A 23,837-nucleotide genomic window follows, 5' to 3' on the forward strand; every position below is an offset into this window, starting at 1 on the left:
GCGGCAACAGGGCTCACTATAACCAAGCTGTCCGCTCGCGTGTCGCAAATAATTTGCCTACTTTACTAGGGAAAACCATGAGAATGGATATGTTGAGATATAAACATATTCCGATGAAAATAAATACTATGTTCACAATGAGCGGTAAGTAAGGAAAGAAAAATGGCTGAGCGATCGTTTGTCGAAGAAGTCAAAAAGCTGCGCTTGGGGGATGGAGACGTTTTCAGTGGCGAAGGCATCTTGGCGGTGACCAAAGCCTTGCTGGAATCGGGCGTGTCCTACGTGGCCGGTTACCAGGGTGCGCCTATCTCGCACTTGATGGACGTGCTGGCCGATGCCCAAGACATCTTGCAAGAGAACGGAATCCGTTTTGAAAACAGTGCCAGCGAAGCAACCGCTGCAGCCACGCTGGCTGCCTCGGTCAACTACCCGCTGCGTGGCGCCATCACCTTTAAAGCAACCGTCGGTACCAACGTGGCTTCGGACGCGCTGGCTAACCTGGCCTCCGGTGGGGTCAAGGGCGGTGCGCTGATTATTGTGGGTGAAGACTACGGCGAAGGCTCGTCCATCATGCAGGAGCGTAGCCACGCTTTTGCCATGAAATCGCAAATGTGGATGCTGGACCCGCGCCCGAACCTGCCCTGTATTGTGCAAGCGGTCAAAGACGGCTTTGATTTGTCTGAAGCGTCCAACACACCGGTCATGCTGCAGCTGCGTATTCGCGCCTGTCACGTACATGGCCAGTTTGTGGCTTCCGATAACCGCCGCGCCAAATTCACCATTAAAGAAGCCATGGAGCAGCCCACACGCGATATCAATCGCATTGTGTTGCCGCCTGCCAGCTTCTTGCACGAAAAAGAAAAGATCGAACAGCGCTGGCCCAACGCGGTCAAGTTCATCGAAGAGCGTCAGCTGAATGAATACTTCGCTGATGGCACCGATGATGTGGGCCTGATCGTTCAGGGCGGTGGCTACAACACGGTGATCCGTGCGTTGGAGCACCTGGATATGGCCGACGTGTTTGGCGAATCCAAAGTGCCCATGTACGTCATGAACGTGGCCTACCCGCTGATCGAGTCCGAAATTGTGCGCTTTTGTGAAGGCAAGCGTGCTGTGCTGGTGCTGGAAGAAGGTCAGCCCAACTTTGTGGAACAGAACATTTCCGACATCGTGCGTCGTCACAATGTGGACGTGACCTTGCATGGCAAGGATCTGCTGCCCCTGGCCGGTGAATACAACACCGCCACCATGTTGAAAGGCCTGCGTGCCTTCATGGAAAAGTACGAGCGCATCGAACCCCTGCCAGCCCGCAAACCCCGCGTGATCCCCATGAAAGTGGAAACCGCGGAGCGTCCCAAAGCAGCAGAAACCAGCTTGGTGGAAGCGGCTGAAGTCAAACCCTTGGGCAGCCTGGATGAGAACGTCCATGCGCGTCCCCCCGGCTTTTGTACAGGCTGTCCAGAGCGCCCCATTTTCACGGCACTCAAGATGGTGGAACGCGAGCTGGGCGAACACCACGTGTCGGCCGACATTGGCTGTCACCTGTTCTCCATCTTGCCGCCCTTCAACCTGGGTAACACCACCATGGGTTACGGTCTGGGTGGCGCAGGTTCTGCGGCCTTGAACGTGGATTCGGACAAGCGCGCCATTTCGGTAATGGGTGACGGTGGCTTCTGGCACAACGGCTTGACCAGCGGTATTGCTAACTCGGTGTTTAACCGCAGCGATAACCTGACCATTGTGATCGACAACAGCTACACGGCGGCCACGGGCGGTCAGGATATTCTGTCCTCCAAAGCCAAGAACGAGACACGCAGCACGGGCCACTTGATCGAAAAAGCCGCACGCGGTGTTGGTGTCGAGTGGTTGCATATGGTTCGTAACACCTACGACCTGAAAGCGATGACCAAGTCCTTGCGCGAAGCCCTGACGACCAAGGAAAAAGGTCCCAAGGTTCTGGTGGCGCAAAGCGAATGTATGTTGAACCGCCAGCGTCGTGAAAAAGGCCAGGTTCGCAAAGCGGTTGCGGCGGGTGAACGTGTGGTGCGCGAGCGCTTTGGTGTGGACCCCGACACATGTACGGGTGATCACTCCTGCATCCGTTTGTCCGGTTGCCCCTCGCTGTCGATTCGCCCCAATCCTGACGCCCTGCGTCAAGACCCGGTCGCCAGCGTCATGAACAGTTGTGTCGGTTGTGGCCTGTGTGGCGAGGTTTCCCACGCCGCGATTCTGTGCCCGTCGTTCTACCGTGCACAGGTGGTCAGCAACCCAACAGGCTGGGACAAGTTCCGCGAAAAAACCCGCCGTGGCTTTATCGGCTGGTTGCAGCGTCGTGACGCTGCTCGTCGTGATCGTCTGGCCTTTTAAGCACCCGTAGAGATTTTTATCATGCAGATCAAACCAATCAAGATTGCCATTTTGGCGATGGGTGGCGAAGGCGGCGGCGTGTTGGCCGACTGGATCGTTAACCTGGGCGAACAAAACGGCTACTTTGCGCAGACCACGTCGGTGCCCGGTGTGGCCCAACGTACGGGTGCCACGATTTACTACGTGGAACTGTTCCCGCATTCGGCCGTGCCGGATGGCAAAAAACCTGTGCTGGCCCTGATGCCTATGCCCGGTGACGTGGACGTGGTGCTGGCCTCCGAATTGATGGAAGCCGGCCGCGCCGTGCAACGTGGCCTGGTCACTGAAGACCGCACCACGCTGGTAGCGTCTACTCACCGCGTCTACTCCATTGCCGAAAAATCGGCCATGGGCGATGGCCGTGTGGATGACAATGCACTGATCGCTCACGCCACTCAGGCGGCCAAGCGCTTTGTGTACTTCAATATGGAAAAAGCGGCCGAGGATTCGGGCAGCGTGATTTCCGCCGTTTTGTTTGGCGCTTTGGCCAGCACCGGCGTGCTGCCCTTTAGCCGTTCGCAGTTTGAGCAAACCATTGAGCGTGGTGGCGTGGGCGTCAAGCCCAGCCTGAAGGCGTTTGGTGCAGCCTACGCCCGTGTGGCTGAAGGCGATGCCGGCAAAGCAGAGTCGGAGAACAAGCCGGTCGATATGGCTACCTTGGCTCCTCGTGATCCCGCCGTTGCCAAGCTGATTGCGCGTGTGCGTGCTGAAGTGCCTGAACAAGCCCAGCCCATCGTGGTGGAAGGGGTACGTCGCGTACTGGATTTCCAGGACGTGGACTACGCCAATGTGTACCTGGACCGCCTGAAAAAGATCAGCCAGTTCGCCCGTCCTGACGATGTGGCCCTGATCCGTGAAACCGGTCGTTATTTGGCCCTGTGGATGTCCTACGAGGACGCTATCCGTGTGGCCGAATTGAAGACCCGTTCCAGCCGTTTTGACCGTGTACACAAAGAAGTACGCGCTGCTGACGGCCAGATCGTGGCGATCAACGAATACATGCACCCCCGTGTGGAAGAAATCAGCGAAATCCTGCCTTTTGCCAGTGTGGGCCGTTGGTTGATGCGTCCTACTTGGGGCAATAAGCTGGTCAAGTCCCAGACCAAGTCCGGTCGTGTCATTCAGACCAGTTCGGTGCGTGGTTTCATTCCTTTGTACCTGCTCTCGGGCTTTAAGCGCTGGCGTCGTCGCACGCTGCGCTACCAGGCAGAACAGCAGCGTATTGAAGGCTGGTTGAAGCAAATTGAACAGGCTGCTGATGCCCACCCGGCCCTGGCGCTGGAAATTGCCCAGTGTCAGCGTCTGGTTAAAGGCTATGGCGATACCCATGCCCGTGGTTTGCGCAACTACCAGACTGTGATGTCGGCGCTGGAGCGTCACCCCAACATTGTGTCGCCCGCCTTGCTGGGCACCCTGCGCGATGCCGCTTTGGCGGATGAGCACGGTACGAAGTTGGAAGCCGCTTTACGCCAGCACGCTTTGGTGTAGAGGGGCGCACCAGGCCGCTTTCGGGCGGCCTTGGTGAAAACCCTTGAGGCCCTATTTTTATCCCGCCAAATACTTTATTTCTAAAATATTCATAGTAGAATATAAATTCGGATTGGCACTGCAACCCAGGCTTTGACAGCCCTGTGGCATGTGCCTACTTGGCCACTTGTTCAAGCAAGAATATCCCGCCTGTTGGTCAAACTGAATTAGCCAAAGTTTGGGGGAAAAAGAATATGAATCAAAGCGAAGCAGCACTCGAATTCCTGGTAGAACCGGCCGATGCCGGTTTTGAAGGCCGCGTCGGTCCTAAAGACCCCGCCAGCCTGAAATTGTGGTTGCGCATGTTGACCTGCACCAAGCAGATCGAAGATGAAATTCGCCGTCGCCTGCGCCAGAACTTTGATATTTCGCTGGCCCGCTTTGATTACATGGCCCAGCTGTACCGCTACCCGCAAGGCCTGAAGATGGGCGAGTTGTCGCGCTATCTGATGGTAACCGGCGGCAATATTACTGGACTGACTGACGAGCTGGCCCGCGAGGGCATGGTGTCTCGCCAGAGCAGCCCCACAGATCGACGTGCTTGGGTGTTGCGTCTCACCCCCAAGGGCAAAAGCAGTTTTGAGGCGATGGCCCAGGCCCATAGCGACTGGATTGCAGAAATGTTCGAAGGTCTGGGTACCGAGGAAGTCGTGCACATCCATCAGCACCTGGGCTTGTTACGGGTGCATCTGCAAAGCGCGGCCAGCTAGCATAAGGTGCATTCTGCCCGGTCTGTGAACCAGGCAGGATGCGGATAGCGCCGCAAACAGGCGCATAAAACACTTGCTAAAAAGGTGTCTACAACATGGTTTCCAAGCTGTACGAACAAGAGCATCGCATTCGTTTTTCGGAATGCGATCCAGCGGGTATCGTTTTTTATCCGCAGTATTTTGTAATGTTTAACGACCTGATGGAAGCGTGGATTGATTCCATGGTCCCCGAGGGTTTTCACAACATGATCGCCAGCAAACGGGTGGGTATGCCCTCGGTGCACATTGAGGCCGAGTTCAAATCGATCAGCCGTATGGGTGATGATGTGGTGATGAGCCTGGGTGTGGAACGTATCGGCAACAGCTCCTTGAAGCTGCGCTTGCGTTGCACAGGCAAAGACGGTGTGCTGCGCATGCAAGTGCGCCAGACTGTGGTGACCACATCGCTGGAGACACACTTGGGGATTGCGATCCCTGACTTCTTGCGTACCCCAATGCAAGAGTATGTGATCGCCGAGCAAGAAAGCAGCAATGCCTAAATTAGTGTGAAGTAGTAGCAGGTAGTGTGCAGGCCAGCTATTTTTTTTGATTTAAATAGTTGACTTGTATAATATTTATTAATAAATATACTATGCTCAGAAGCATGTATTCAGACCATACGGACATATCATGAATATCGTATGTATTGGCGGCGGCCCAGCCGGCTTGTATTTCGGTTTGCTGATGAAGTTGCAAAACCCTCAGAACGAGGTGTTTGTTGTCGAGCGCAACCGACCGTACGACACCTTTGGTTGGGGTGTGGTGTTCTCGGACGCCACCATGGAAAACCTGCGTGAAGCTGACCCTGTGTCCGCGCAGACCATCGGTGATGCGTTCAACCACTGGGACGATATTGAGTGCCATTTCAAAGGTAGCGCCGTTCGCTCCAGCGGTCATGGCTTTATCGGTATTGGTCGCAAGAAACTGCTGAACATCCTGCAGGCTCGCTGTGAAGAAGTGGGCGTCAAGCTGGTGTTCGAGACCGTTGTAACCGACGAGGCAGAACTGGCCCGCAAGTACAACGCCGATATCCTGATCGCTTCTGATGGCATCAACAGCGCCGTTCGTACCCGCTACGAAGATGTGTTCCAGCCCGATATCGATACCCGCAACTGCCGCTTTGTGTGGCTGGGTACCGAAAAGGTGTTTGACGCCTTTAACTTCATTTTTGTCGAAACCGAGCACGGCTGGTTCCAGGCACACGCCTACCGCTTCCAGGACGGCCTGTCCACGTTCATCGTGGAAACGCCTGAAGAGACCTGGCAGAAGTCCGGTATTGGCGAAATGTCGCAGGAAGAGGCCATTGCCTACTGCGAAAACCTGTTTGCCGACCACCTGGATGGCAACAAGCTGATCAGTAACGCCACACACCTGCGCGGTTCGGCCATCTGGATTCGCTTCCCCCGTGTCATCTGCAACAAGTGGGTGCACTGGCAAGATTACGGCACCGGCAAGAAAGTTCCTGTCGTGCTGATGGGCGATGCTGCCCACACCGCTCACTTCTCCATCGGTTCCGGCACCAAGCTGGCCCTGGAAGATGCCATCACCTTGGCCCAGCATATGGACCACGAGTCGATGGAAGAGGCCCTGAACGATTACGAAGCCGCTCGTAGCATTGACGTATTGCGCATTCAGAACGCCGCCCGCAACTCGACCGAATGGTTTGAGAACGTGGCCCGTTACGCCAATATGAAGCCCGAGCAGTTCACCTACTCCATGCTGACCCGCTCGCAGCGTATCTCGCACGAAAACATGCGTATGCGTGACGCGGCCTGGCTGGAAAAATACGAGCGCTGGATGGCGACCGAAGCCGGTATGCAACTGGCTGACGGTGAAAAAGCCCCTTCGCCTATGTTTACTCCCTTCAAACTGCGCGATATGCAGTTGAAGAACCGCATCGTGCTCTCGCCTACGCTGATGTACAGCGCCAAAGACGGCGTGCCGGGTGCTACGCACCAAGTGCATTACGGCAGCCGCGCCATGGGTGGCGCTGGCCTGGTCATGGCTGAAATGACGGCCGTCACTGCCGATGGCCGTGTGACTCCTGGTTGTACTGGCCTGTGGAATGACGAGCAAGCCAATGCCTGGAAACCTGTCGTGGCATTTGCCCACGAGCAAGGCGCCAAGGTGGGTGTGCAGCTGGGCCATGCTGGCCGTCGCGGTTCGACGCAGCTGGGCTGGGAAAAAGCCAACAAGCCTCTGGCTGACGGCAATTGGCCTTTGGTATCGGCCTCGGCGCTGCCTTACCAGGCTGGTGTAACGGCTGTTCCTGCCGAAATCACCCGTGCCCAGATGGACGAGATCCGTGACGCGTTTGTGGCCGCGGCCAAGCGCGCTGATCAAGCTGGTTTTGACTGCATTGAATTGCAAGCGGCCCACGGCTACTTGCTCTCCAGCTTTATCTCGCCGCTGACCAATCAGCGTAGTGACGAATTTGGTGGTAGTCTGGAAAATCGCATGGCTTACCCGCTGGAAGTGTTCGCTGCTATCCGTGCCGTCTGGCCAGAGAACAAGCCCATCATGGTGCGTATCTCGGCAACAGACTGGGCCGAAGGCGGCAACACGGCGGACGACGGCGTGGAAATTGCCCGTCTGTTCAAGCAAGCCGGTGCCGATCTGATCGACGTGTCCTCGGGTGAAGTGGTGCGTGAGCAGCAGCCAATTTACGGCCGCATGTACCAGACTCCTTTCTCGGACCGCATCCGTAACGAAGCCGGTATCGCCACCATGGCGGTGGGCTCCATCATGGAAGCTGATCACGCCAACAGCATTATTGCTGCAGGCCGTGCCGATCTGTGCGCCTTGTCCCGCGGCTTTTTGGCCGATGCAAACTGGCCACAGCGCCAGGCTGCAGAATTGGGATATACGGACCTGGCCTGGCCAGTTCAGTATGAGTGGGGCAAGGATTGGCTGCAGCGTCAAACCAAACGTGCGCCGGTGGCCCAGGACGGCCCCGCCAAGTCATAAAACACGCAAAGGAGACAGCATCATGTCGGAAGAACGTTTTGACACCCATCGCGAAAGCGTGCTCGGTCGTGCGAATGTTGAGGACACGCCCGAATTGGTGAAGTACTACCAGGATTTGACTAAATTTGAGGCCGCCGCCCTGTGGACCGTTGCCAACAAAATTGAGCCCTGGGAACCCAAGTCCGAGTCCGTGCCGGTTGTGTGGCGCTACCGCGATCTGCGTGACTACGTGTTGCGTTCCGTGGATCTGGTCAGCCCTGAAAAGGCGGGTCGTCGGGTGATTTACCTGAACAACCCCGGTCGTCAGGATGTGGCGGCGGCAGTGGGCTGGTTGTACTCCGGTTTGCAGGTCATGAAACCGGGCGAAGCGGCTTCCGCGCATGCGCACTCTGCGTCTGCCTTGCGTTTCATTATGGAAGGCCGTGGTGCCTACACCATCGTGGACGGCCACAAGATGACGCTGGGCGCCAACGACTTCGTGCTGACACCTAACGGCTGCTGGCACGAACATGGTGTGGAAGCTGACGGCCTGCCTTGCGTTTGGCAAGACGGTCTGGATATTCCCCTGGTCAATGCCTTGGAAGCAGGGTTTTACGTTGTTCATCCTGACCTGTCGCAGGCAGTGACCCATCCGGTCAATGATGCAGTCGGTATCTGGGGTGGCCGTGGCCTGAAGCCAACTTTGCACGACTGGCAAAAACCGTACTCGCCCCTGCTCAAGTACGAGTGGGAGCCAACCTACGAAGCTTTGTCGGCCTACGCCAAGGTTACCGATGGCAGCCCGTTTGATGGCGTCATCATGGACTACATCAACCCGCTGACCGGCGGCCCTGTCATGGCCACCATTGGCGCCAGCATGCAAATGCTGCGTCCTGGTGAGCACACCAAGGCCCACCGTCACACGGGCAGCATTATTTACCAATGCGCCAAGGGTGAAGGCTATTCCATCATCAATGGCAAACGTTTTGACTGGCGTGAACGCGACATTTTCTGCGTACCATCCTGGATGTTCCACGAGCACGTGAACGGCTCCTCGTCTGACGACGCTTGCCTGTTCTCGTTCCACGATCTGCCTGTGATGCGTGCCCTGAATCTGTACCGTGAAGAAGCTCTGGCTGAAAACGGCGGTCACCAAGTCTTGCTGTAAGACTACTTATTTAAGCTATTTGAACGGCCTGCCACGGCAGGCCGACCTGATTTACTTAAGCCATCCGTATAGATGGCCCAATCTGGAGATAGAAATGCGTCTTGTAACGTACCGTAGTGAAGTTGCTGCCGCTGGCCGCCTGGGTGCCATTGTGGGCGATCTGGTGGTTGACCTGGGTTACCTGGGTGATGCTACTGGCCACATGCTGCCTGACAATATGCTCGATTTCATCGACCTGGGCCCAGCCGCTGTGACCTCCACGGCTCGCTTGCTGGAAACCTACGCCGACGATATGCCTTTTGGCGTGGCGCTGCCTTTGGCCAACGTCAAGCTGTTGGCTCCTATCCCACGCCCACGCAAGAACATCTTTGGTATCGGCCTGAACTACGTGGAACACGTGGCCGAATCCAGCCGCACTCTGGACACCTCCAAAGAGCTGCCTAAAGAGCCGGTGATTTTCTCCAAGCCACCAACCAGCATTGTTGGCCCTGGCGACGCTATCGAGCACAACAAGAACATCACTCAGCAAATGGACTGGGAAGTTGAACTGGCCGTGATCATGGGCACCCGTGCTCAGCGCGTGGCTAAAGAAGACGCCCTGAAGTACGTGTTTGGCTACTCCGTCATGATCGACGTGAGCGCCCGCGACTGCCGTCGTGCCGGTCAGTGGATCTACTCCAAAGGCCAGGACACCTACGCACCTTTCGGTCCCGTGATCGTGACCGCTGACGAGCTGACCGACCCGCACAACCTGAACCTGAGCCTGACTCTGAACGGTGTGACCAAGCAAAGCTCCAACACCAAGCACCTGCTGTTCAACGTGAACCACCTGATCGCTGACATCAGCGCCGGTATCACGCTGGAACCCGGTGACATCATCGCGACCGGTACCCCAGAAGGCGTGGGCGCTGGCCGTACTCCTCAAGAATGGATGTGGCCTGGTGACGTCGTGCACGCTGTGGTTGAAGGCATTGGCGAACTGCGTCACCCCATCGTGGACGTGACCCCCCAAAACTAAGTAAAGGAGAGCATGATGCTGGAATTGCGTCAGTTCAAGGCTGCAGCCGTTCAGGCAGCGCCTGTGTTCCTGGACACGAATGCGACCATCGAAAAAGTATGCCGTCTGATCAATGAAGCAGCAGACAACGGTGCCGAGCTGATCGCCTTCCCCGAGGTGTTTGTCTCCGGTTACCCATACTGGAGCTGGGTGATGAACCCGATCCAGGGCAGCCCCTGGTTCGAGCGCCTGTGCAAATCGGCTATCGAAGTGCCGGGCCCCGAGATCCAGAAGGTTGCGCAAGTGTGTCGTCAGCGCAAGGTCAATGTGGTGTTGGGTGTGAACGAGCGCAGTCCCGTTGGGATCGGCACCTTGTACAACACCCTGGTCACTATTGGCGCTGATGGCCGCATTCTGGGCCGTCATCGCAAACTGGTTCCTACCTGGGCTGAAAAGCTGACCTGGGCCAATGGCGATGCTTCCTCGATGCGTGTGCACGACACGACCATCGGCCCTCTGGGTGCCTTGGCTTGCGGCGAAAACACCAACACGCTGGCTCGTTTCAGCCTGTTGTCGCAAGGCGAACTGGTCCACGTGGCCAGCTACATCGCCCTGCCTGTTGCTCCTAAAGACTATGACATGGCCGAAGCAATCCGTTTGCGCGCGGCAGCTCACTGCTTTGAGGGCAAAGTGTTTACGGTGGTGGCTTGCTCGACAGTCTCCGATGAGATTGTGGACGCCATGGCCGAGTCGCATCCAGAAGCTCGCGAGCTGCTGGCCCGTCCCAACAGCGCGTTCTCGGGCATTATTGGCCCCGATGGCCGCGTGCTGGGCGAGCCACTGATCGACAAGGAAGGCATTGCCTACGCCGATATCGATCTGTCGCGCTGCATCCAGCCGCGTCAGATGCACGACATTACCGGTCACTACAACCGTTTTGACGTGTTCGATCTGCGTGTGAACCGCAAGGCGCTGACACCTGCTCGCTTTTACGATGGCGACCAAGCCTCTCAGCCAGACCTGAATCCTGCCGAGTTCTCCGTTCTGGACGACAAGGAAGTGTAAGAAGGTTCAAGACGGTCCCTTTCCTGTTATGGATCGGGACCGTTTTTTGACAGGCCCCTGTAGTTTTGGGGCCGGTCAAAATCACCACCGGGGCCTGGCCGCAGTGGTTAAAGATGCAAGCTGTCCGTCCTAGGCCGGGCAGTACCGGATGAGGGACCGGGCTGTGTGAACGGCGTACCCCTATCCTGCCGGGCGCGCCGCGCACCAGGCAGGCAACGATAACGATGACATAAGATCAATGTAGGAGATGACATGAGCGACACCCATCCATTGGCCGCCCTGATCCAGGCGATCGACAGTAAGAAGGTCCGTTTCGTGGACCTGACCCAGACACTCTCCCCCAGCTTTCCTGCTTTGCAGTTGCCGCCCCAATTTGGCCAGACTGCGGGTTTTTCGATTGAGCGCATCAGCCAATACGACGAAAACGGCCCAGGCTGGTACTGGAACAACTTTACCTGTGGCGAACACACGGGTACCCACTTTGACGCGCCTGCTCACTGGATCTCCGGCAAGGATCATCCTCAGAACACCGTCGATACCATTCCGGTGGACAACTTCCTGCGCCCGGCCGTCGTGATCGACGCTTGCGCTGAAGTAGCCCAGAATGAAGACTTCATCCTGACCCCTGAATTCCTGCAAAACTGGGAAGCTGAACACGGCCGTATTCCAGAAGGTGCCTGGGTTCTGTTCCGCACAGACTGGTCCAAGCGCGTGAACGACGCTGATGCCTTCCTGAACATGCGTGAAGATGGTGCTCATACTCCGGGTCCTGCTCAAGAAACCGTTGAGTGGATGATCCACGAGCGCAACGTTCACGGTTTTGGCGTTGAAACCATCAACACCGATGCCGGTCAATCCTATGCTTGGCCTGTGGCTTACCCTTGCCACACCTTGATGCACGGTGCTAACCGTTACGGTTTGCAGTGTCTGTGCAATCTGGATCAATTGCCTCCTCAGGGTGCACTGATCATGTCGGCCCCTTTGAAGATTGAAGGCGGTTCCGGCAGCCCATTGCGCGTCGTTGCGCTGGTGGCCCAGTAAGCTGAAATTGATGAGAAAATGGCGGAACTGTGTACTGCACGGTTCTGCTGATTTCTCACCTAGTGGTTTTCCATTATATTCAGCGGTATATATTGATCCGTAAACTATTCATCAATAAAATAAATTCACAAAAGAATGAATAGAGATCCAGCCGTACAGCCAGTTCTGGTGTCAGGCAGCCGGTTTTAGCGGAGACAGTTGACGAGCCATACGCAGCCTTAGCAGGCCACGCGCTACCGTCCCATTGCCGCCCTAGGCGCTACATCATGACACGGCTTGGCCTTTTCGGCTGGGTAATTGATGTAGTCATGCTCAATGGTAGGCACATGATGGAAACTTTTGAACTCGTCATCCGGGACATCCAGAACGCATCCCCGCTGATTCGCAGTTTTACGCTCGAGCCTGCCCAGGCTGGTTCCTTGCCCGCGTTTGCGCCAGGTTCGCACCTGCAAGTGCAGATTCCTGATCTGAATGATCACCGCTGTTACTCCCTGATTTCGCTGGATGCCCAGGCCCCCGAAGGCCCTGCCCGCTACCGTTTGGGCGTGCGTCTGGAAGACAATAGTTCGGGTGGTTCGCGCTTTATGCACGGCCTGAAAGTGGGTGATACCGTGCGCGTGGCCGGCCCCAAAAACGATTTCCCCCTGCACGCGGCCGTCAATGGCGAGACAGAAACCGTGCTGATTGCCGGTGGTATTGGCATCACCCCCATTGCCAGCATGGCTGCCGCCTTGCACCATGAGGGCCGCCCCTACCAACTGCACTATGCCGGTCGCAGCCTGGAACAACTGGCTTTTCTGGACGAACTGACAGCCCTGTCCGGCCCGGCTTTGCGCCACTATGCCGACGACAGCGACAGCCGCTTTTGTCTGAATACCTTGCTCGATGGTCTGTCCAAAGACCAGCACATCTACGTCTGTGGTCCCAAAGGCATGATTGATGCCGTGATCGCAGCCTGCAAAGAGCGTGGCTGGCCTACCGACCATGTGCATTTTGAGCTGTTTATTACCGCTGCTCCCCAGGAAGGCGACCAGCCTTTTGAAGTGGAATTGCGCCAAAGCGGCGTGACCCTGCAAATTCCCGCTGACAAGACTATTGTTGATGTGATGGAAGAGCAGGGCCTGGACCCCATGATCGACTGCAAGCGCGGCGAATGCGGCGTCTGTACCTGTGATGTGATCGAAGGCGAGGTTGACCACCGCGACTATTTCCTGAGCGACTCGGAAAAAGCCAGCAATAAAGTCATCCAGATCTGTATTTCCCGCGCCAAGTCCCCGCGTCTGGTGCTGGATCTATAACGCCCAAGGGCGACGGAGAACATGATGGAAAAGTATCGTGATAATCCCCAGGCCATCCGCGAATTAGTACGCGAGGCCGAGGTCCACAAGGATTTGTACATCGACCAGGAGCTGTTTGAGCTGGAGATGGAGCAGTTGTTCGTCAATACCTGGGTCTATGTTGGCCATGCCAGCCAAGTGCCCAATAAAGGCGACTTCTACACCACGACGGTCGGTACAGAATCGGTCATCATGGTGCGTCATACGGATGACAGCATCCGTGTGCTCTACAACCGTTGTCCGCATAAGGGCGTGCAGGTAGCTGGCGAGACCTGTGGCAACACGGGCAAGTTCTTTCGCTGCCCCTACCACGCCTGGACCTTCAAGACAGACGGCTCCCTGCTGTCCATTCCCTTGAAAAAAGGCTACGAGAACACGGGTTTTGAATGCACCGAAGGCAGCAAGGGTATGGCTGCCGTCAAAAACGTGCAGGTCTACCGCGATTTCGTGTTCTGTCGCATGGCTGACGAAGGCGTGAGCTTTGAAGACTTCTTTGGCGAGTCCTTGAGCACCATCGACAATATGGTCGATCGCTCTCCCGAAGGCCGTCTGGAAGTGGCGGGTGGCGTGATGCGCTACATGCACCAGTGCAACTGGAAAATGTTGGTTGATAACCAGACCGACACCTGTCACCCCATGGTGGCGCACGAGTCCTCGGCCGGCACTGCCGTCAAAGCCTGGGAAGCTGCCCCTCCAGGTACTCCCAAGCCTATGGCAGTGGAGCTGTTTGCGCCTTTCATGTCGCCCTACGAGTTCTACGAAGGCATGGGTATTCGTGTGTGGGAAAACGGTCACGGCCACACCGGCGTGAGCAATTCCATCCACGCTGATTATTCGGAAATTCCGGGCTACTGGGACCAGATGGTCCAGGCCTACGGTGAGGAGCGCGCCAAAGCCATTTTGGGCGATACGCGTCACAACACCTGTTATTTCCCCAACATCATGGTCAAAGGCCCGATCCAGACCTTGCGTTTGTTCAAGCCCCTTGCAGCGGATAAAACCCTGGTGGAGTCCTGGACCTTCCGTCTGGTGGGCGCGCCTGACACCTTTCTTGAGCGCACCCTGATGTACAACCGCCTGATCAACGCGCCGACCTCGATGGTGGGCCACGATGACCTGGAAATGTACGAGCGTGCCCAGCAAGGTTTGCAATCGCGTGGTCGCGACTGGATGAACCTGGCTCGCCTGGTGGAAAAAGACGAAGACCAGCAAAAGAACGTGGTGATCAACGGCACCAGCGAAATGCAGATGCGCGCCCAGTTCCGCGCCTGGTTGAAGTTCATGCTGCCCGAGCAGCAGGCTAAACAAGAAGAGGAATGACCATGAGCGAAATCAGCCCTCAGGCCCTTATCGATTTTGTGTACGCGGAAGCCCGTTTGCTGGACGAACAGCGCTACGAGCAATGGCTGGACCTGTTCACCGAGGATGGCTACTACTGGATGCCGCTGGTACACGACCAGCAAGATGCCCGTTTGCATGCCTCCCTGATGCATGAAGACAAGCTTTTGCTGCGCATCCGTGTGGAACGTCTGGCAGGCCGCCGCACCTTCTCCCAACAGCCTAAAAGCCGCAGCCACCATTTGCTGCAGCAGCCAACGGTAGAGAGCGTGGACGATGAAAAGGGCGAGTACACCGTACGCTGCGCCTTTCATTACACCGAGACGCGTGCAGACAATCAGGAAATTTATGTGGGCTGGAGCACCTATACCTTGGTGCGCCAGGACGATGCGTTGAAGATCCGTCTGAAACGGGTGGATCTGCTCAACTGTGATGCGCCTTTCGGCAACATCCAGTTGTTTATGTGACAGGACAGGAGAATATTTGATGGCCAACACCACGGTCTACCAGGCTTTTCGCGATACCGCCCAACAGTGGGGCGACAAGCCGTTTGTATGTACCCTGCCTGAGACCGCAGAGATCTACGGAATCGAAGCCGGTGAACTGACCTATGGTCAGGCACTGGAACGCATCGACGCTTTGCGTGCTGATTACGCGGCGGCTGGCTACGGCCACGGCCACCGCGTGGGCATCTTGCTGGAAAACCGCCCTGTGTTTTTCCTGCACTGGTTTGCCTTGAACAGCCTGGGCGTGTCGATTGTGCCAATCAATCCGGACCTGCGTGCTGCAGAGCTGGAGTACTTGATTGGTCACTCCGAGATGATCATGGCCATCGCCCTGCCCAGCCGTCACCAGGATCTGGTGGAAGCCGCCCAGCGTGCGGGCCAGCCTTTTGCCATCATGACCGATGGCGATGTGCCTCCCATGGTGGAGCGCGCTGCCGCCCGTTCCTGTGACATTCCTGATGAAAACAGCGAATGCGCCCTGCTGTACACCTCTGGCACCACAGGCCGCCCCAAAGGCTGCATGTTGTCCAACCAGTACTTCCATTACGCCGGTGAGTGGTACCGCGACATTGGCGGTCTGGTCTCGTTGGAGCACGGCAAAGAGCGCATGCTGACTCCGCTGCCCTTGTTCCACATGAACGCCATGGCCTGCTCGACCATGGCCATGATCAAGACTGGCGGTTGCCTGATTTCCCTGGATCGCTTCCACCCGCGCAGCTGGTGGGATTCGGTGCGCGAATCCGGCGCTACCGTAGTGCACTACCTGGGTGTGATGCCCGCCATTCTGATGAAGGCGGCTGCCAGCGAAGAAGATCGCAAGCACAGCGTGCGCTTCGGTTTTGGCGCTGGTGTGGATCGCGGTCTGCATCCCCTGTTTGAAGAACGCTTTGGTTTCCCTTTGCTGGAAGCCTGGGCCATGACTGAAACCGGCGCCGGTGCCAGCATCATCGCCAACCACGAGCCACGCTACATCGGTACCTCCTGCTTCGGCAAAGAAATGCCGGTGGTGGAAGTGTTGCTGCGTAAAGATGATGGCCAAGAGGCTCAAGCTGGTGAAAACGGCGAGCTGTTGGTGCGCTCGGCCGGTGACAATCCACGCTATGGCTTTTTCTCCGGTTACTGGAAAGATCCAGCGGCAACTGACGAAGCCTGGGAAGGTGGCTGGTTCCACACGGGCGATATTGTGTGCCGTGACGAACACGGTTACCTGCACTTTGTGGACCGCAAAAAGAACGTGATCCGTCGCAGTGGCGAGAACATCGCGGCGGTGGAAGTGGAAAACATCATGCAGCAGCATCCGCTGGTGCGCTCCATTGCTGTGGCCGCCGTTCCTGATGCGATCCGTGGCGACGAAGTGATGGCGCTGGTGGTGCCACACACCCCGATTGAAACCCAGGAGCAGCGCGAACAAGCGGCCCAGGAAATGGTGCAGTGGGGTCTGACCCAACTGGCCTACTTCAAGGTGCCAGGCTACGTGCTGTTTGTGGATGCCCTGCCTTTGACATCCACCAACAAGATTCAGCGCGGTGAGCTGAAAACCGTGGCACTGGCAGCACTGGAAAATCCTGACTGCGTGAATACCAATCACCTGAAAAAACGCCAGGAGGCCTGATCATGGCCTTGCCGCAACAAGCCCGCCTGGGCTATGACGATGTGGTGCTGGTCGCCCCGGTGACCATCCCTTACGAGCGCCATTCGGAACAAACAGCGCATTGGTGGCTGGGTGCGGCATTGGGCCAGTTGCTGGCCCAGTCCGGCCTGAAGAAAGCCGATGTGGACGGTGTCTGCGTGTCCAGCTTCACGCTGGGCTCCGATACTGCGGTAGGGGTGATGCAGCACTTTCAGATGAGCCCGCGCTGGCTGGACCACATCCCTATGGGGGGTGCCAGCGGCGTGGTGGCCATGCGCCGTGCGGCCCGTGCCGTGCAGTGTGGCGATGCCTCCATCGTGGCGTGTATTGCGGGTGATACCAATCACCGCGAGTCCTTCAAGAACACGGTGTCCGGTTTCTCGCGTTTCTCGCAGGATGCAGTCTACCCCTATGGTTCCGGTGGCCCGAACGCCAGCTTTGCCTTGCTGACGGATTACTACATGCGCCAGTACGGTGCGACGCGTGAAGACTTCGGCAAGCTGTGTGTGGCCCAGCGCGATAATGCGCTGCGCAACCCGCATGCCCTGATGAAAAAGCCCCTGACGCTGGAACAGTACATGGAAGCCCGCGTTATTGCGGACCCCATCCATTTGTTTGATTGCGTCATGCCGTGTGCCGGAGCCGAAGGCTATCTGGTCATGCGCCGCGAACAGGCCGAAGCCTTGAACCTGCCTTATGTGCGCATTCGCTCCACCATCGAACGCCACAATGCCTATCCTGAAGACCCGGTACAGTTCCGGGGCGGTTGGGCCATGGACAAGGATGCCTTTTACGAACACGCCGGTTTAAGCCCGGCGGACGTCGATTTCATGGAAACCTATGATGACTACCCCGTCATCAACGTCCTGCAGTTTGAAGACCTGGGTTTTTGCGCCAAGGGCGACGGTCCGGAGTTCATTCGCAACAACAGCTTTACCGTAGATGGCAGCTTTCCTTTCAACACCAGCGGTGGCCAGCTGTCCGTAGGTCAAGCCGGTGCAGCAGGTGGTTATCTGGGTTTGGTGCAGGCACTACGTCAATTGACCGATAGCGCAGGTGACACGCAAGTGGCCAATGCCCGTGTGGGCCTGGTGTCCGGCTTTGGCATGATTAATTACGACCGTGGCATTTGTACTGCTGCGGCCTTGCTTGAACGGGGGCAGTGATGAGCGATACCCAAATCCTGCCACCGGGCGCACGTAGCGCCACGGCAGCCGGCCTGACCGAAGCGGCCAAGCGTGGCGAATTCGCCTTGCAAGTGTGCCCGTCGTGCAGCACGGTGCAATATCCGGCCCGCGATGTGTGCGGCCATTGTCTGAATACCACCCTGAACTGGCAGCCTGTGGCTGACACAGGGGTGCTGTGTGCGACGACCACTTTGCATCACAGCAACGAACCCTACTTTCAGGCACGACTGCCCTGGCGTATCGGCACCGTTGCCCTGGACTGCGGCCCCTTTGCCATCGCCCACTTGCCCGAAGGCGGGCAGGCTGAAGACAAAGTGCGCCTGAGCCTGGAACTGGATGCCGGTGGCGTAGCCGTGCTGGTGGCGCGCCCTGCGCCCTGAATTTGCCTGGAGACAATCAAGATGACACAAGCTCAATACACCGCCATTGTGACGGGCGGCAGCACCGGCATTGGTGAAGACATTTGCCGCAAGATGCTGGATCAGGGTTACACCGTGATCAGCATGGCGCGCAATGTGCTGCCCTGGACGCACGAGCGTTTGCACTGCGTACAAGTGGATTTGCTCGATGCCGTGGCAACCGAGAAAGCCGCCAAAGATATTGCTGAACGCTTTGAGGTCACCCACTTTATTCACAACGCAGGCGTGATCTGGCCCGCCTTGCTGGACGAGGTGAAGCTGGAAGACTTGCAGGGTCTGACTCAGATTCACCTGGGCGCTGCCTTGCAGATTACTCAGGCTGTGGTGCCGGGCATGCGCGAGCGCCATTTTGGCCGCATTGTGCTGATGTCCTCGCGTGGCGCGCTGGGTCTGCAAACTCGTACTGCTTACGCGGCGACCAAGGCTGGCATGTTGGGCATGGCTCGTACCTGGGCGTTGGAACTGGCTGACCAAGGCATTACGGTCAACGTAATTGCCCCCGGTCCCATCACCACCAATATGTTCTACGACGTGGTTGAAGCTGGTAGCGAGCGCGAAGCCAAGCTGGCTGCCGCGATTCCGGTGAAGCGTTTGGGCCGTGCGGATGATATCAGCCGCGCCACCATGTTCTTCTCGGACCCTGAAAACAGCTTCATCACGGGTCAGACCTTGTATGTCTGCGGTGGTGCCAGCGTGGGTACGCTGACAATCTGACTTCGGTCCAAGGCGGTTTCAATACAACAAGGGCGCATTCAGCGCCCTTTTTTTGTGCCGGCAGATAGTTTGGCGGCTGCTTGCCTGATGGATCACCCGCAGGTAAATTCGCTCCTTGCGTGGCGTAATTTTGGATAGAAAAAAGGGCCTGTTTGAGCCCAAGAAAAACTCCTGCAGGCTAGAGCCCATGCCTGCTGCGACCCATCTGCCCCGTTTCTTGCACAGGACAAGCGCCGCAGTTTGCGAGTCCCTTTCTTGCCATATGAGATAGAAACTTCGATTCCATGATTTTGGATGGAATTAAGGGTTTCTTTCTATTTACCTGGATTTGTTCATCTATAAACTATTTAGAACAGAAATATAACAATGCCGCCTTGTTTTCAAGGCGCATGATGACCTAAAAAACGGGCCTGTACCGGGCCTCAAAAGTGGAGCTGTAATGAACGACGATCTGCCAGGAATGGAGCTGGTGCGTTCACGTGGAGTGGTACGGGTTGTAGAGACAATTCTGGATACCGCCTGTGTGGTCATTTTGGTCTTGATGACCGGGATCACCACCGTGGATGTCATAGGCCGGTATGTATTTCATGCCCCTTTGCTTGGGGCTTACGAAGCCAGCGAACTGCTGCTGGGCGTGCTGATTTTTGCGGCCTTGCCGCGGGTGACCTGGCATCAGCAACACCTGACGGTCAGCCTGATTGATGCTTGGTTGGGTCCTGTTGCCCGCCGCATTCAGCAATTTGTGATCAATACAGTCTCCACCGTCATGCTGGCTGTGTTGACGGTGTATCTGTGGAATCACGCCGCAGAACTGGCCGATTACGGCGATATGAGCAATGCCCTGCAGGTGCCTATCGCCCCGTTTGCCTACGCCATTTCCATCATGACCGGCATCGCCACACTTGCTGCGCTGCTTCAGGTTTTCCGCTCCCCCCGCCGATAAAGACGGAGTTTTTTCATGTTGATTTCTATTATCGGACTGGCAGTTCTGCTGGGTAGCTTGTTTTTGGGCTTGCCCATTGCCTGGGGCATGTTGCTGGTTGGAACCATTGGTTTTTCCTTTTTCACCGGCATGGAAGCCGCCTTGAGCATGGCGGCCCAAACCAGCTTTGACACGGCCATGAGCTACAGCTTTACCGTGCTGCCCCTGTTTATCTTGATGGGTAATCTGGTTAACGCCTCGGGTCTGTCCAAAGACCTGTACAAGGCGGCTAACGCTTTTATTGGTCACCTGCGCGGTGGTCTGGCAATGGCCACGATCGTCGCCTGTGGTGCCTTCAGTGCGCTCTGTGGCTCCAGTATGGCTACGACCGCGGCCATGGGTCGCGTGGCCATGCCCAATATGCGCAAGTACAACTACGACGACCGTCTGGCTACCGGCAGTATCGCGGCTGGCGGCACATTGGGCATTTTGATTCCGCCCAGCGTGATGATGGTGGTTTACGGGATCTTGACCGAAACCGACATTGGCAAGCTGTTTGCCGCTGGCTTTTTGCCCGGCATGGTCGCCATGTTGATGTACTTGGTCACGGTCATGATCATTACCGCGATCAACCCGAACCTGGGTCGTCCTGGCGAGAAAGCCACCTGGCGCGAGCGTCTGGATGCCACCAAAGGCGTGATGGCCATTACCGTGCTGTTCGTGGTCATCATGGGTGGTATTTACGGTGGTGTGTTCACCCCGACAGAAGCGGCCGGTATTGGTGCGGCAGCAACCTTCTTGCTGACCTTGAAGCGTCGTGGCTGGCAGCCTCGCATGTACCTGACGGTGCTGATTGAAGCCGCTCAAACCACGGCCATCATGTTTGCTTTGGTGATCGGTGCTTTGGTCTTCACCAACTTTCTGACGGTAGCGGGTCTGCCCAACGAATTGCTGGGCTTCATCCAGGGTATTGATGTCTCGCCCATTGTGGTGATTCTGATTATTTGTGCCATTTACCTGGTTCTGGGTTGTTTCCTGGAAACCATGTCCATGGTCATGCTGACGGTGCCTATCTTCTACCCGATCGTGGCCTCTTTGGGCTTTGATCTGGTGTGGTTCGGCATCATCGTGGTGGTGGCCGCTGAAATCAGCCTGATTACCCCGCCGCTGGGTCTGAACATCTTCATGATTAAAAACGTGATGCCCGATGTTCCCTTGGGCACCATCATCCGGGGTGTTGCGCCCTTTGTCATGATGGACATTCTGCGTTTGCTCTTGCTGGTGTTTGTTCCTTGGATTGTTCTGGTCGTCCCGAACAGTATGTAAACCCGGCCCGGATTCAGGTGCGATCCGGGCAGCAGTAAAGCCGCTGGGCGAGCAGATCCAGGATCTGTTTATCGTCCTTCAAGCGGGCAAGATGCCGGGCTGTGAGGGTCCGGCAGCAAAATAATTTACGAGGAGTCGAGATGCGTGTTTTCAAGAAATTGGCCTTGAGCCTGGGCCTGGCTGCTGCAGCCCTGGCACCGACCATGCCTTCGGTTGCGGCTGAAGTCACTACCCTGCGTTTCTCGCAGTGGATGCCACCGGGTCACTTCATCGTGACCAATATGTTCGAACCCTGGGCTCAGGAAGTCGAGAAGGCGACGGAAGGCCGCGTGAAGGTGGAATTCATCAACGCGCTGGGCAAGCCTCAGGCTCACCTGGATCTGGTGCGTAACGGCATCGCGGACATGGGCATGTCGGTGCACAGCTATACCGCCAACCGCTTCCCGCTGATCGAATTTGCTGAACTGCCCTTCACCACGGATGACGGTGGCGTGAACTCGGTGGCCTACTGGCGCACTTACGAAAAATTCATGATGGGTGCTAACGAGCACAAAGGCGTGAAACTGCTGGGCATGTGGACCAGCCCCGCTACTGTGATCTTCACCAGCCAGGACAATGTGCAAAGCATTGACGACCTGAAAGGCAAGAAGCTGCGCTCGCCTAGCCCCTTGTTTGATGCGATTGGCAAAGCGCTGGGCATTGTGACCGTGAACGCCCCGGCATCGGACAGCTACGAAATGCTGTCGCGTGGCGTGATTGATGGCATGTACTTCCAGTACGACCAATTGGATAACTGGAAGTTGGACAAGCTGGTCAAGACTGCCGTTTCCGTCCCTGGTGGCTTTGGTAAATCCAGCCAGTACATGTTCATGAACGAGCGCAAATGGAACAGCCTGTCTGAAGCCGACCGCGCTGCCATCGAGAAAGTCAGCGGCGAATGGATTGCCAACGACTTCGGTTCCAAGTGGCAAGTTGCCGAGCAACAAGCTATTGAAAAGCACACGGCTGCTGGCCTGAAGACTCTGCGCATTGAAGGCGATGCTGCCGCTCAACTGCAAGAGCGTCTGGCTTTTGTTGAAGAAAACTGGATCCAAGCCGCAGACAAGAAGGGCGTAGACGGCAAAGCCGCACTGGCCTACTTCCGCGAGCAGATCAAAGAGCTGAGCGCTGCCAAGTAAATCAGTAGTTAGCGGCCCGCTATTGGCCCGACCCCGCTATCCAACCGGACAGCGGGGTTTTTTTATGGCTGTTCTTGTTGTGACGATGGGGGAGTAGGTAGCCCGCTTGTCGCTCCAGTCTTAGAAGACGGTACTTCGTGGCCTGAAGCGGCCTACACCGGAGCAGATGCACAAGCTGACAGGCTGTCAGCCATGGTTCGGGATGCTCCGGTGCTTGGTTCAAACGGAGCACTCCATTTGTAAGCTTCCCCATGTAAAGCAGTGATGACGCCTCCTCATTTGCACTCCATTCTCCGCCCTTTCTGACCTCATCCTTTAAATCTAAACCAAATCGGGGTTTTCCCTGCTTTTGCGGCTTCTTGCGCTTATTGGCTAGGCGCTGCGCAAAGTGGATATACCGCCAAAACGCCCGCTCCTACCATTGGCTCCATCGTCATAGCTAAAAAACAAAAGGAGACAGGACGTGGGGGACATCAATAAAAAAATAGCAGCAGTGGTTCTGGGAGCAGGTGTGCTGGGTGCAGGTCCGGCCTATGCCATTGAAGGTAATGGCCTGCCTATCTATCCCGATGGTTTGGAAAATTTCATGAGCGGTGCTCTGCCACCGCCTGGCGTGCACTTGCTGATGTACGGCGGTGCCATGCGTTACGACTCGGTGCGTGACAAGAACGGCGACAAGCTGCCCATCCCCGACTTTCAGGTCGATGTGGCCATGGTTGCACCGCGTCTGGTCTGGGTAACGGAACATCAGGTGTTGGGCGGTCAACTGGCGTTTCATGCCTTGGCTCCCTTTCTGACCGTCAAGGCGCAAGCCGCTGGTCAATCGCAACGCCGCAGCGGTTTGGGTGATGTGGTGTTTGGGCCAGCTTTGGGTTTTCACCCCAGCGAAAAAATGCACTACGTGCTGGGCGTGGATTTTGTGGCCCCCACTGGCCGCTACAAAGTCACGGACAGCGCCAATCTGGGCCGCAACTACTGGGCCATCCAGCCAGCTGCCGCGTTCAGTTACGCGCAACCCAGCGGCATCAATCTGGATTTGAAGATGATGGTGGACTTTAACTTCCGCAACAGCGACACCGAAACCCGCACGGGGAAAGCCATACACGCTGACTACGCCGTGGGTTGGGGCTTTGGTAATGGCCTGGTGCTGGGTGTGGGCGGTTATGCCTACCAACAAATTGAAAGCGACCGTGGCCCGATGGCTGGCGATAGCAAGGCGCGTGCCTTTGCGATTGGCCCCAGCCTTCGTTATGCCAATGACAAGGGTCTGCTGATTACGGCCAAGTACCAGCAGGATCTGGGGGTACGCGGTCGTCCTGAAGGAAAACAATTTTTTGTAAAAGTAGCGGTGCCTTTCTAAGGCATGCGGCAGGAGAGCGAC

20 protein-coding genes are annotated in these 23,837 nt (G+C 56.7%); all 20 read left to right on the plus strand.

Annotation, left to right across the window (positions count from 1 at the left end):
* Positions 1 to 162: 162 nt before the first annotated feature.
* The 20 genes from AC1RSM_RS17345 to AC1RSM_RS17440 all read left to right on the plus strand — a co-directional run bounded on the left by AC1RSM_RS17345 (position 163) and on the right by AC1RSM_RS17440 (position 23,816).
* Positions 163 to 2,367 (plus strand): thiamine pyrophosphate-dependent enzyme, encoded by a 2,205-nt coding sequence (locus AC1RSM_RS17345; protein ID WP_492933820.1) that lies wholly within the window; start codon positions 163 to 165, stop codon positions 2,365 to 2,367.
* 21 nt (positions 2,368 to 2,388) lie between these two features.
* Positions 2,389 to 3,894: an indolepyruvate oxidoreductase subunit beta family protein gene (locus AC1RSM_RS17350; protein ID WP_492933821.1), complete on the plus strand. Its 1,506-nt coding sequence runs from the start codon at positions 2,389 to 2,391 to the stop codon at positions 3,892 to 3,894.
* Between the two features lie 233 nt (positions 3,895 to 4,127).
* Positions 4,128 to 4,643 (plus strand): MarR family winged helix-turn-helix transcriptional regulator, encoded by a 516-nt coding sequence (locus tag AC1RSM_RS17355; RefSeq protein WP_052362948.1) that lies wholly within the window; start codon positions 4,128 to 4,130, stop codon positions 4,641 to 4,643.
* Positions 4,644 to 4,738: 95 nt separating this feature from the next.
* Positions 4,739 to 5,182, plus strand: a complete 444-nt coding sequence (locus AC1RSM_RS17360) for an acyl-CoA thioesterase (protein ID WP_492933822.1) — start codon at positions 4,739 to 4,741, stop codon at positions 5,180 to 5,182.
* A gap of 130 nt (positions 5,183 to 5,312) precedes the next feature.
* Positions 5,313 to 7,649 (plus strand): bifunctional salicylyl-CoA 5-hydroxylase/oxidoreductase, encoded by a 2,337-nt coding sequence (locus AC1RSM_RS17365; RefSeq protein ID WP_492933823.1) that lies wholly within the window; start codon positions 5,313 to 5,315, stop codon positions 7,647 to 7,649.
* Positions 7,650 to 7,671: 22 nt separating this feature from the next.
* Positions 7,672 to 8,796 (plus strand): cupin domain-containing protein, encoded by a 1,125-nt coding sequence (locus AC1RSM_RS17370; RefSeq protein WP_492933824.1) that lies wholly within the window; start codon positions 7,672 to 7,674, stop codon positions 8,794 to 8,796.
* Between the two features lie 94 nt (positions 8,797 to 8,890).
* Positions 8,891 to 9,814 carry a fumarylacetoacetate hydrolase family protein gene (locus tag AC1RSM_RS17375; RefSeq protein ID WP_492933825.1) on the plus strand — a complete coding sequence of 308 codons (924 nt, stop codon included), beginning with the start codon at positions 8,891 to 8,893 and terminating at the stop codon, positions 9,812 to 9,814.
* A 15-nt stretch (positions 9,815 to 9,829) separates the two neighbouring features.
* Positions 9,830 to 10,858 carry a carbon-nitrogen hydrolase family protein gene (locus AC1RSM_RS17380; RefSeq protein WP_492934007.1) on the plus strand — a complete coding sequence of 343 codons (1,029 nt, stop codon included), beginning with the start codon at positions 9,830 to 9,832 and terminating at the stop codon, positions 10,856 to 10,858.
* 252 nt (positions 10,859 to 11,110) lie between these two features.
* Entirely contained in the window at positions 11,111 to 11,899 is a 789-nt protein-coding gene (locus AC1RSM_RS17385) for a cyclase family protein (protein ID WP_492933826.1), read from the plus strand.
* Positions 11,900 to 12,228: 329 nt separating this feature from the next.
* Entirely contained in the window at positions 12,229 to 13,197 is a 969-nt protein-coding gene (locus AC1RSM_RS17390; protein ID WP_492934008.1) for a PDR/VanB family oxidoreductase, read from the plus strand.
* Positions 13,198 to 13,221: 24 nt separating this feature from the next.
* Positions 13,222 to 14,556: an aromatic ring-hydroxylating dioxygenase subunit alpha gene (locus AC1RSM_RS17395; RefSeq protein ID WP_492933827.1), complete on the plus strand. Its 1,335-nt coding sequence runs from the start codon at positions 13,222 to 13,224 to the stop codon at positions 14,554 to 14,556.
* Positions 14,557 to 14,558: 2 nt separating this feature from the next.
* Positions 14,559 to 15,041 carry an aromatic-ring-hydroxylating dioxygenase subunit beta gene (locus AC1RSM_RS17400; RefSeq protein ID WP_492933828.1) on the plus strand — a complete coding sequence of 161 codons (483 nt, stop codon included), beginning with the start codon at positions 14,559 to 14,561 and terminating at the stop codon, positions 15,039 to 15,041.
* Positions 15,042 to 15,060: 19 nt separating this feature from the next.
* On the plus strand, positions 15,061 to 16,692 hold the full coding sequence (locus AC1RSM_RS17405) for an AMP-binding protein (RefSeq protein WP_492933829.1): 1,632 nt from the start codon (positions 15,061 to 15,063) through the stop codon (positions 16,690 to 16,692).
* Between the two features lie 2 nt (positions 16,693 to 16,694).
* Positions 16,695 to 17,876, plus strand: a complete 1,182-nt coding sequence (locus tag AC1RSM_RS17410) for a thiolase family protein (protein ID WP_492933830.1) — start codon at positions 16,695 to 16,697, stop codon at positions 17,874 to 17,876.
* Entirely contained in the window at positions 17,876 to 18,277 is a 402-nt protein-coding gene (locus AC1RSM_RS17415; RefSeq protein WP_492933831.1) for a Zn-ribbon domain-containing OB-fold protein, read from the plus strand. The genes AC1RSM_RS17410 and AC1RSM_RS17415 overlap by 1 nt, the downstream gene beginning before the upstream one ends.
* Before the next feature lie 21 nt (positions 18,278 to 18,298).
* Positions 18,299 to 19,030 carry an SDR family NAD(P)-dependent oxidoreductase gene (locus tag AC1RSM_RS17420; protein WP_207872760.1) on the plus strand — a complete coding sequence of 244 codons (732 nt, stop codon included), beginning with the start codon at positions 18,299 to 18,301 and terminating at the stop codon, positions 19,028 to 19,030.
* Positions 19,031 to 19,469: 439 nt separating this feature from the next.
* Entirely contained in the window at positions 19,470 to 19,973 is a 504-nt protein-coding gene (locus AC1RSM_RS17425; RefSeq protein ID WP_492933832.1) for a TRAP transporter small permease, read from the plus strand.
* 15 nt (positions 19,974 to 19,988) lie between these two features.
* Entirely contained in the window at positions 19,989 to 21,278 is a 1,290-nt protein-coding gene (locus AC1RSM_RS17430; protein WP_492933833.1) for a TRAP transporter large permease, read from the plus strand.
* Positions 21,279 to 21,418: 140 nt separating this feature from the next.
* Positions 21,419 to 22,456 (plus strand): TRAP transporter substrate-binding protein, encoded by a 1,038-nt coding sequence (locus AC1RSM_RS17435; protein ID WP_492933834.1) that lies wholly within the window; start codon positions 21,419 to 21,421, stop codon positions 22,454 to 22,456.
* Positions 22,457 to 22,919: 463 nt separating this feature from the next.
* Positions 22,920 to 23,816 (plus strand): SphA family protein, encoded by an 897-nt coding sequence (locus tag AC1RSM_RS17440; RefSeq protein WP_492933835.1) that lies wholly within the window; start codon positions 22,920 to 22,922, stop codon positions 23,814 to 23,816.
* Positions 23,817 to 23,837: the final 21 nt, after the last annotated feature.

It is taken from the genome of Alcaligenes sp. GW821-FHT11D07 (genome assembly GCF_058808495.1).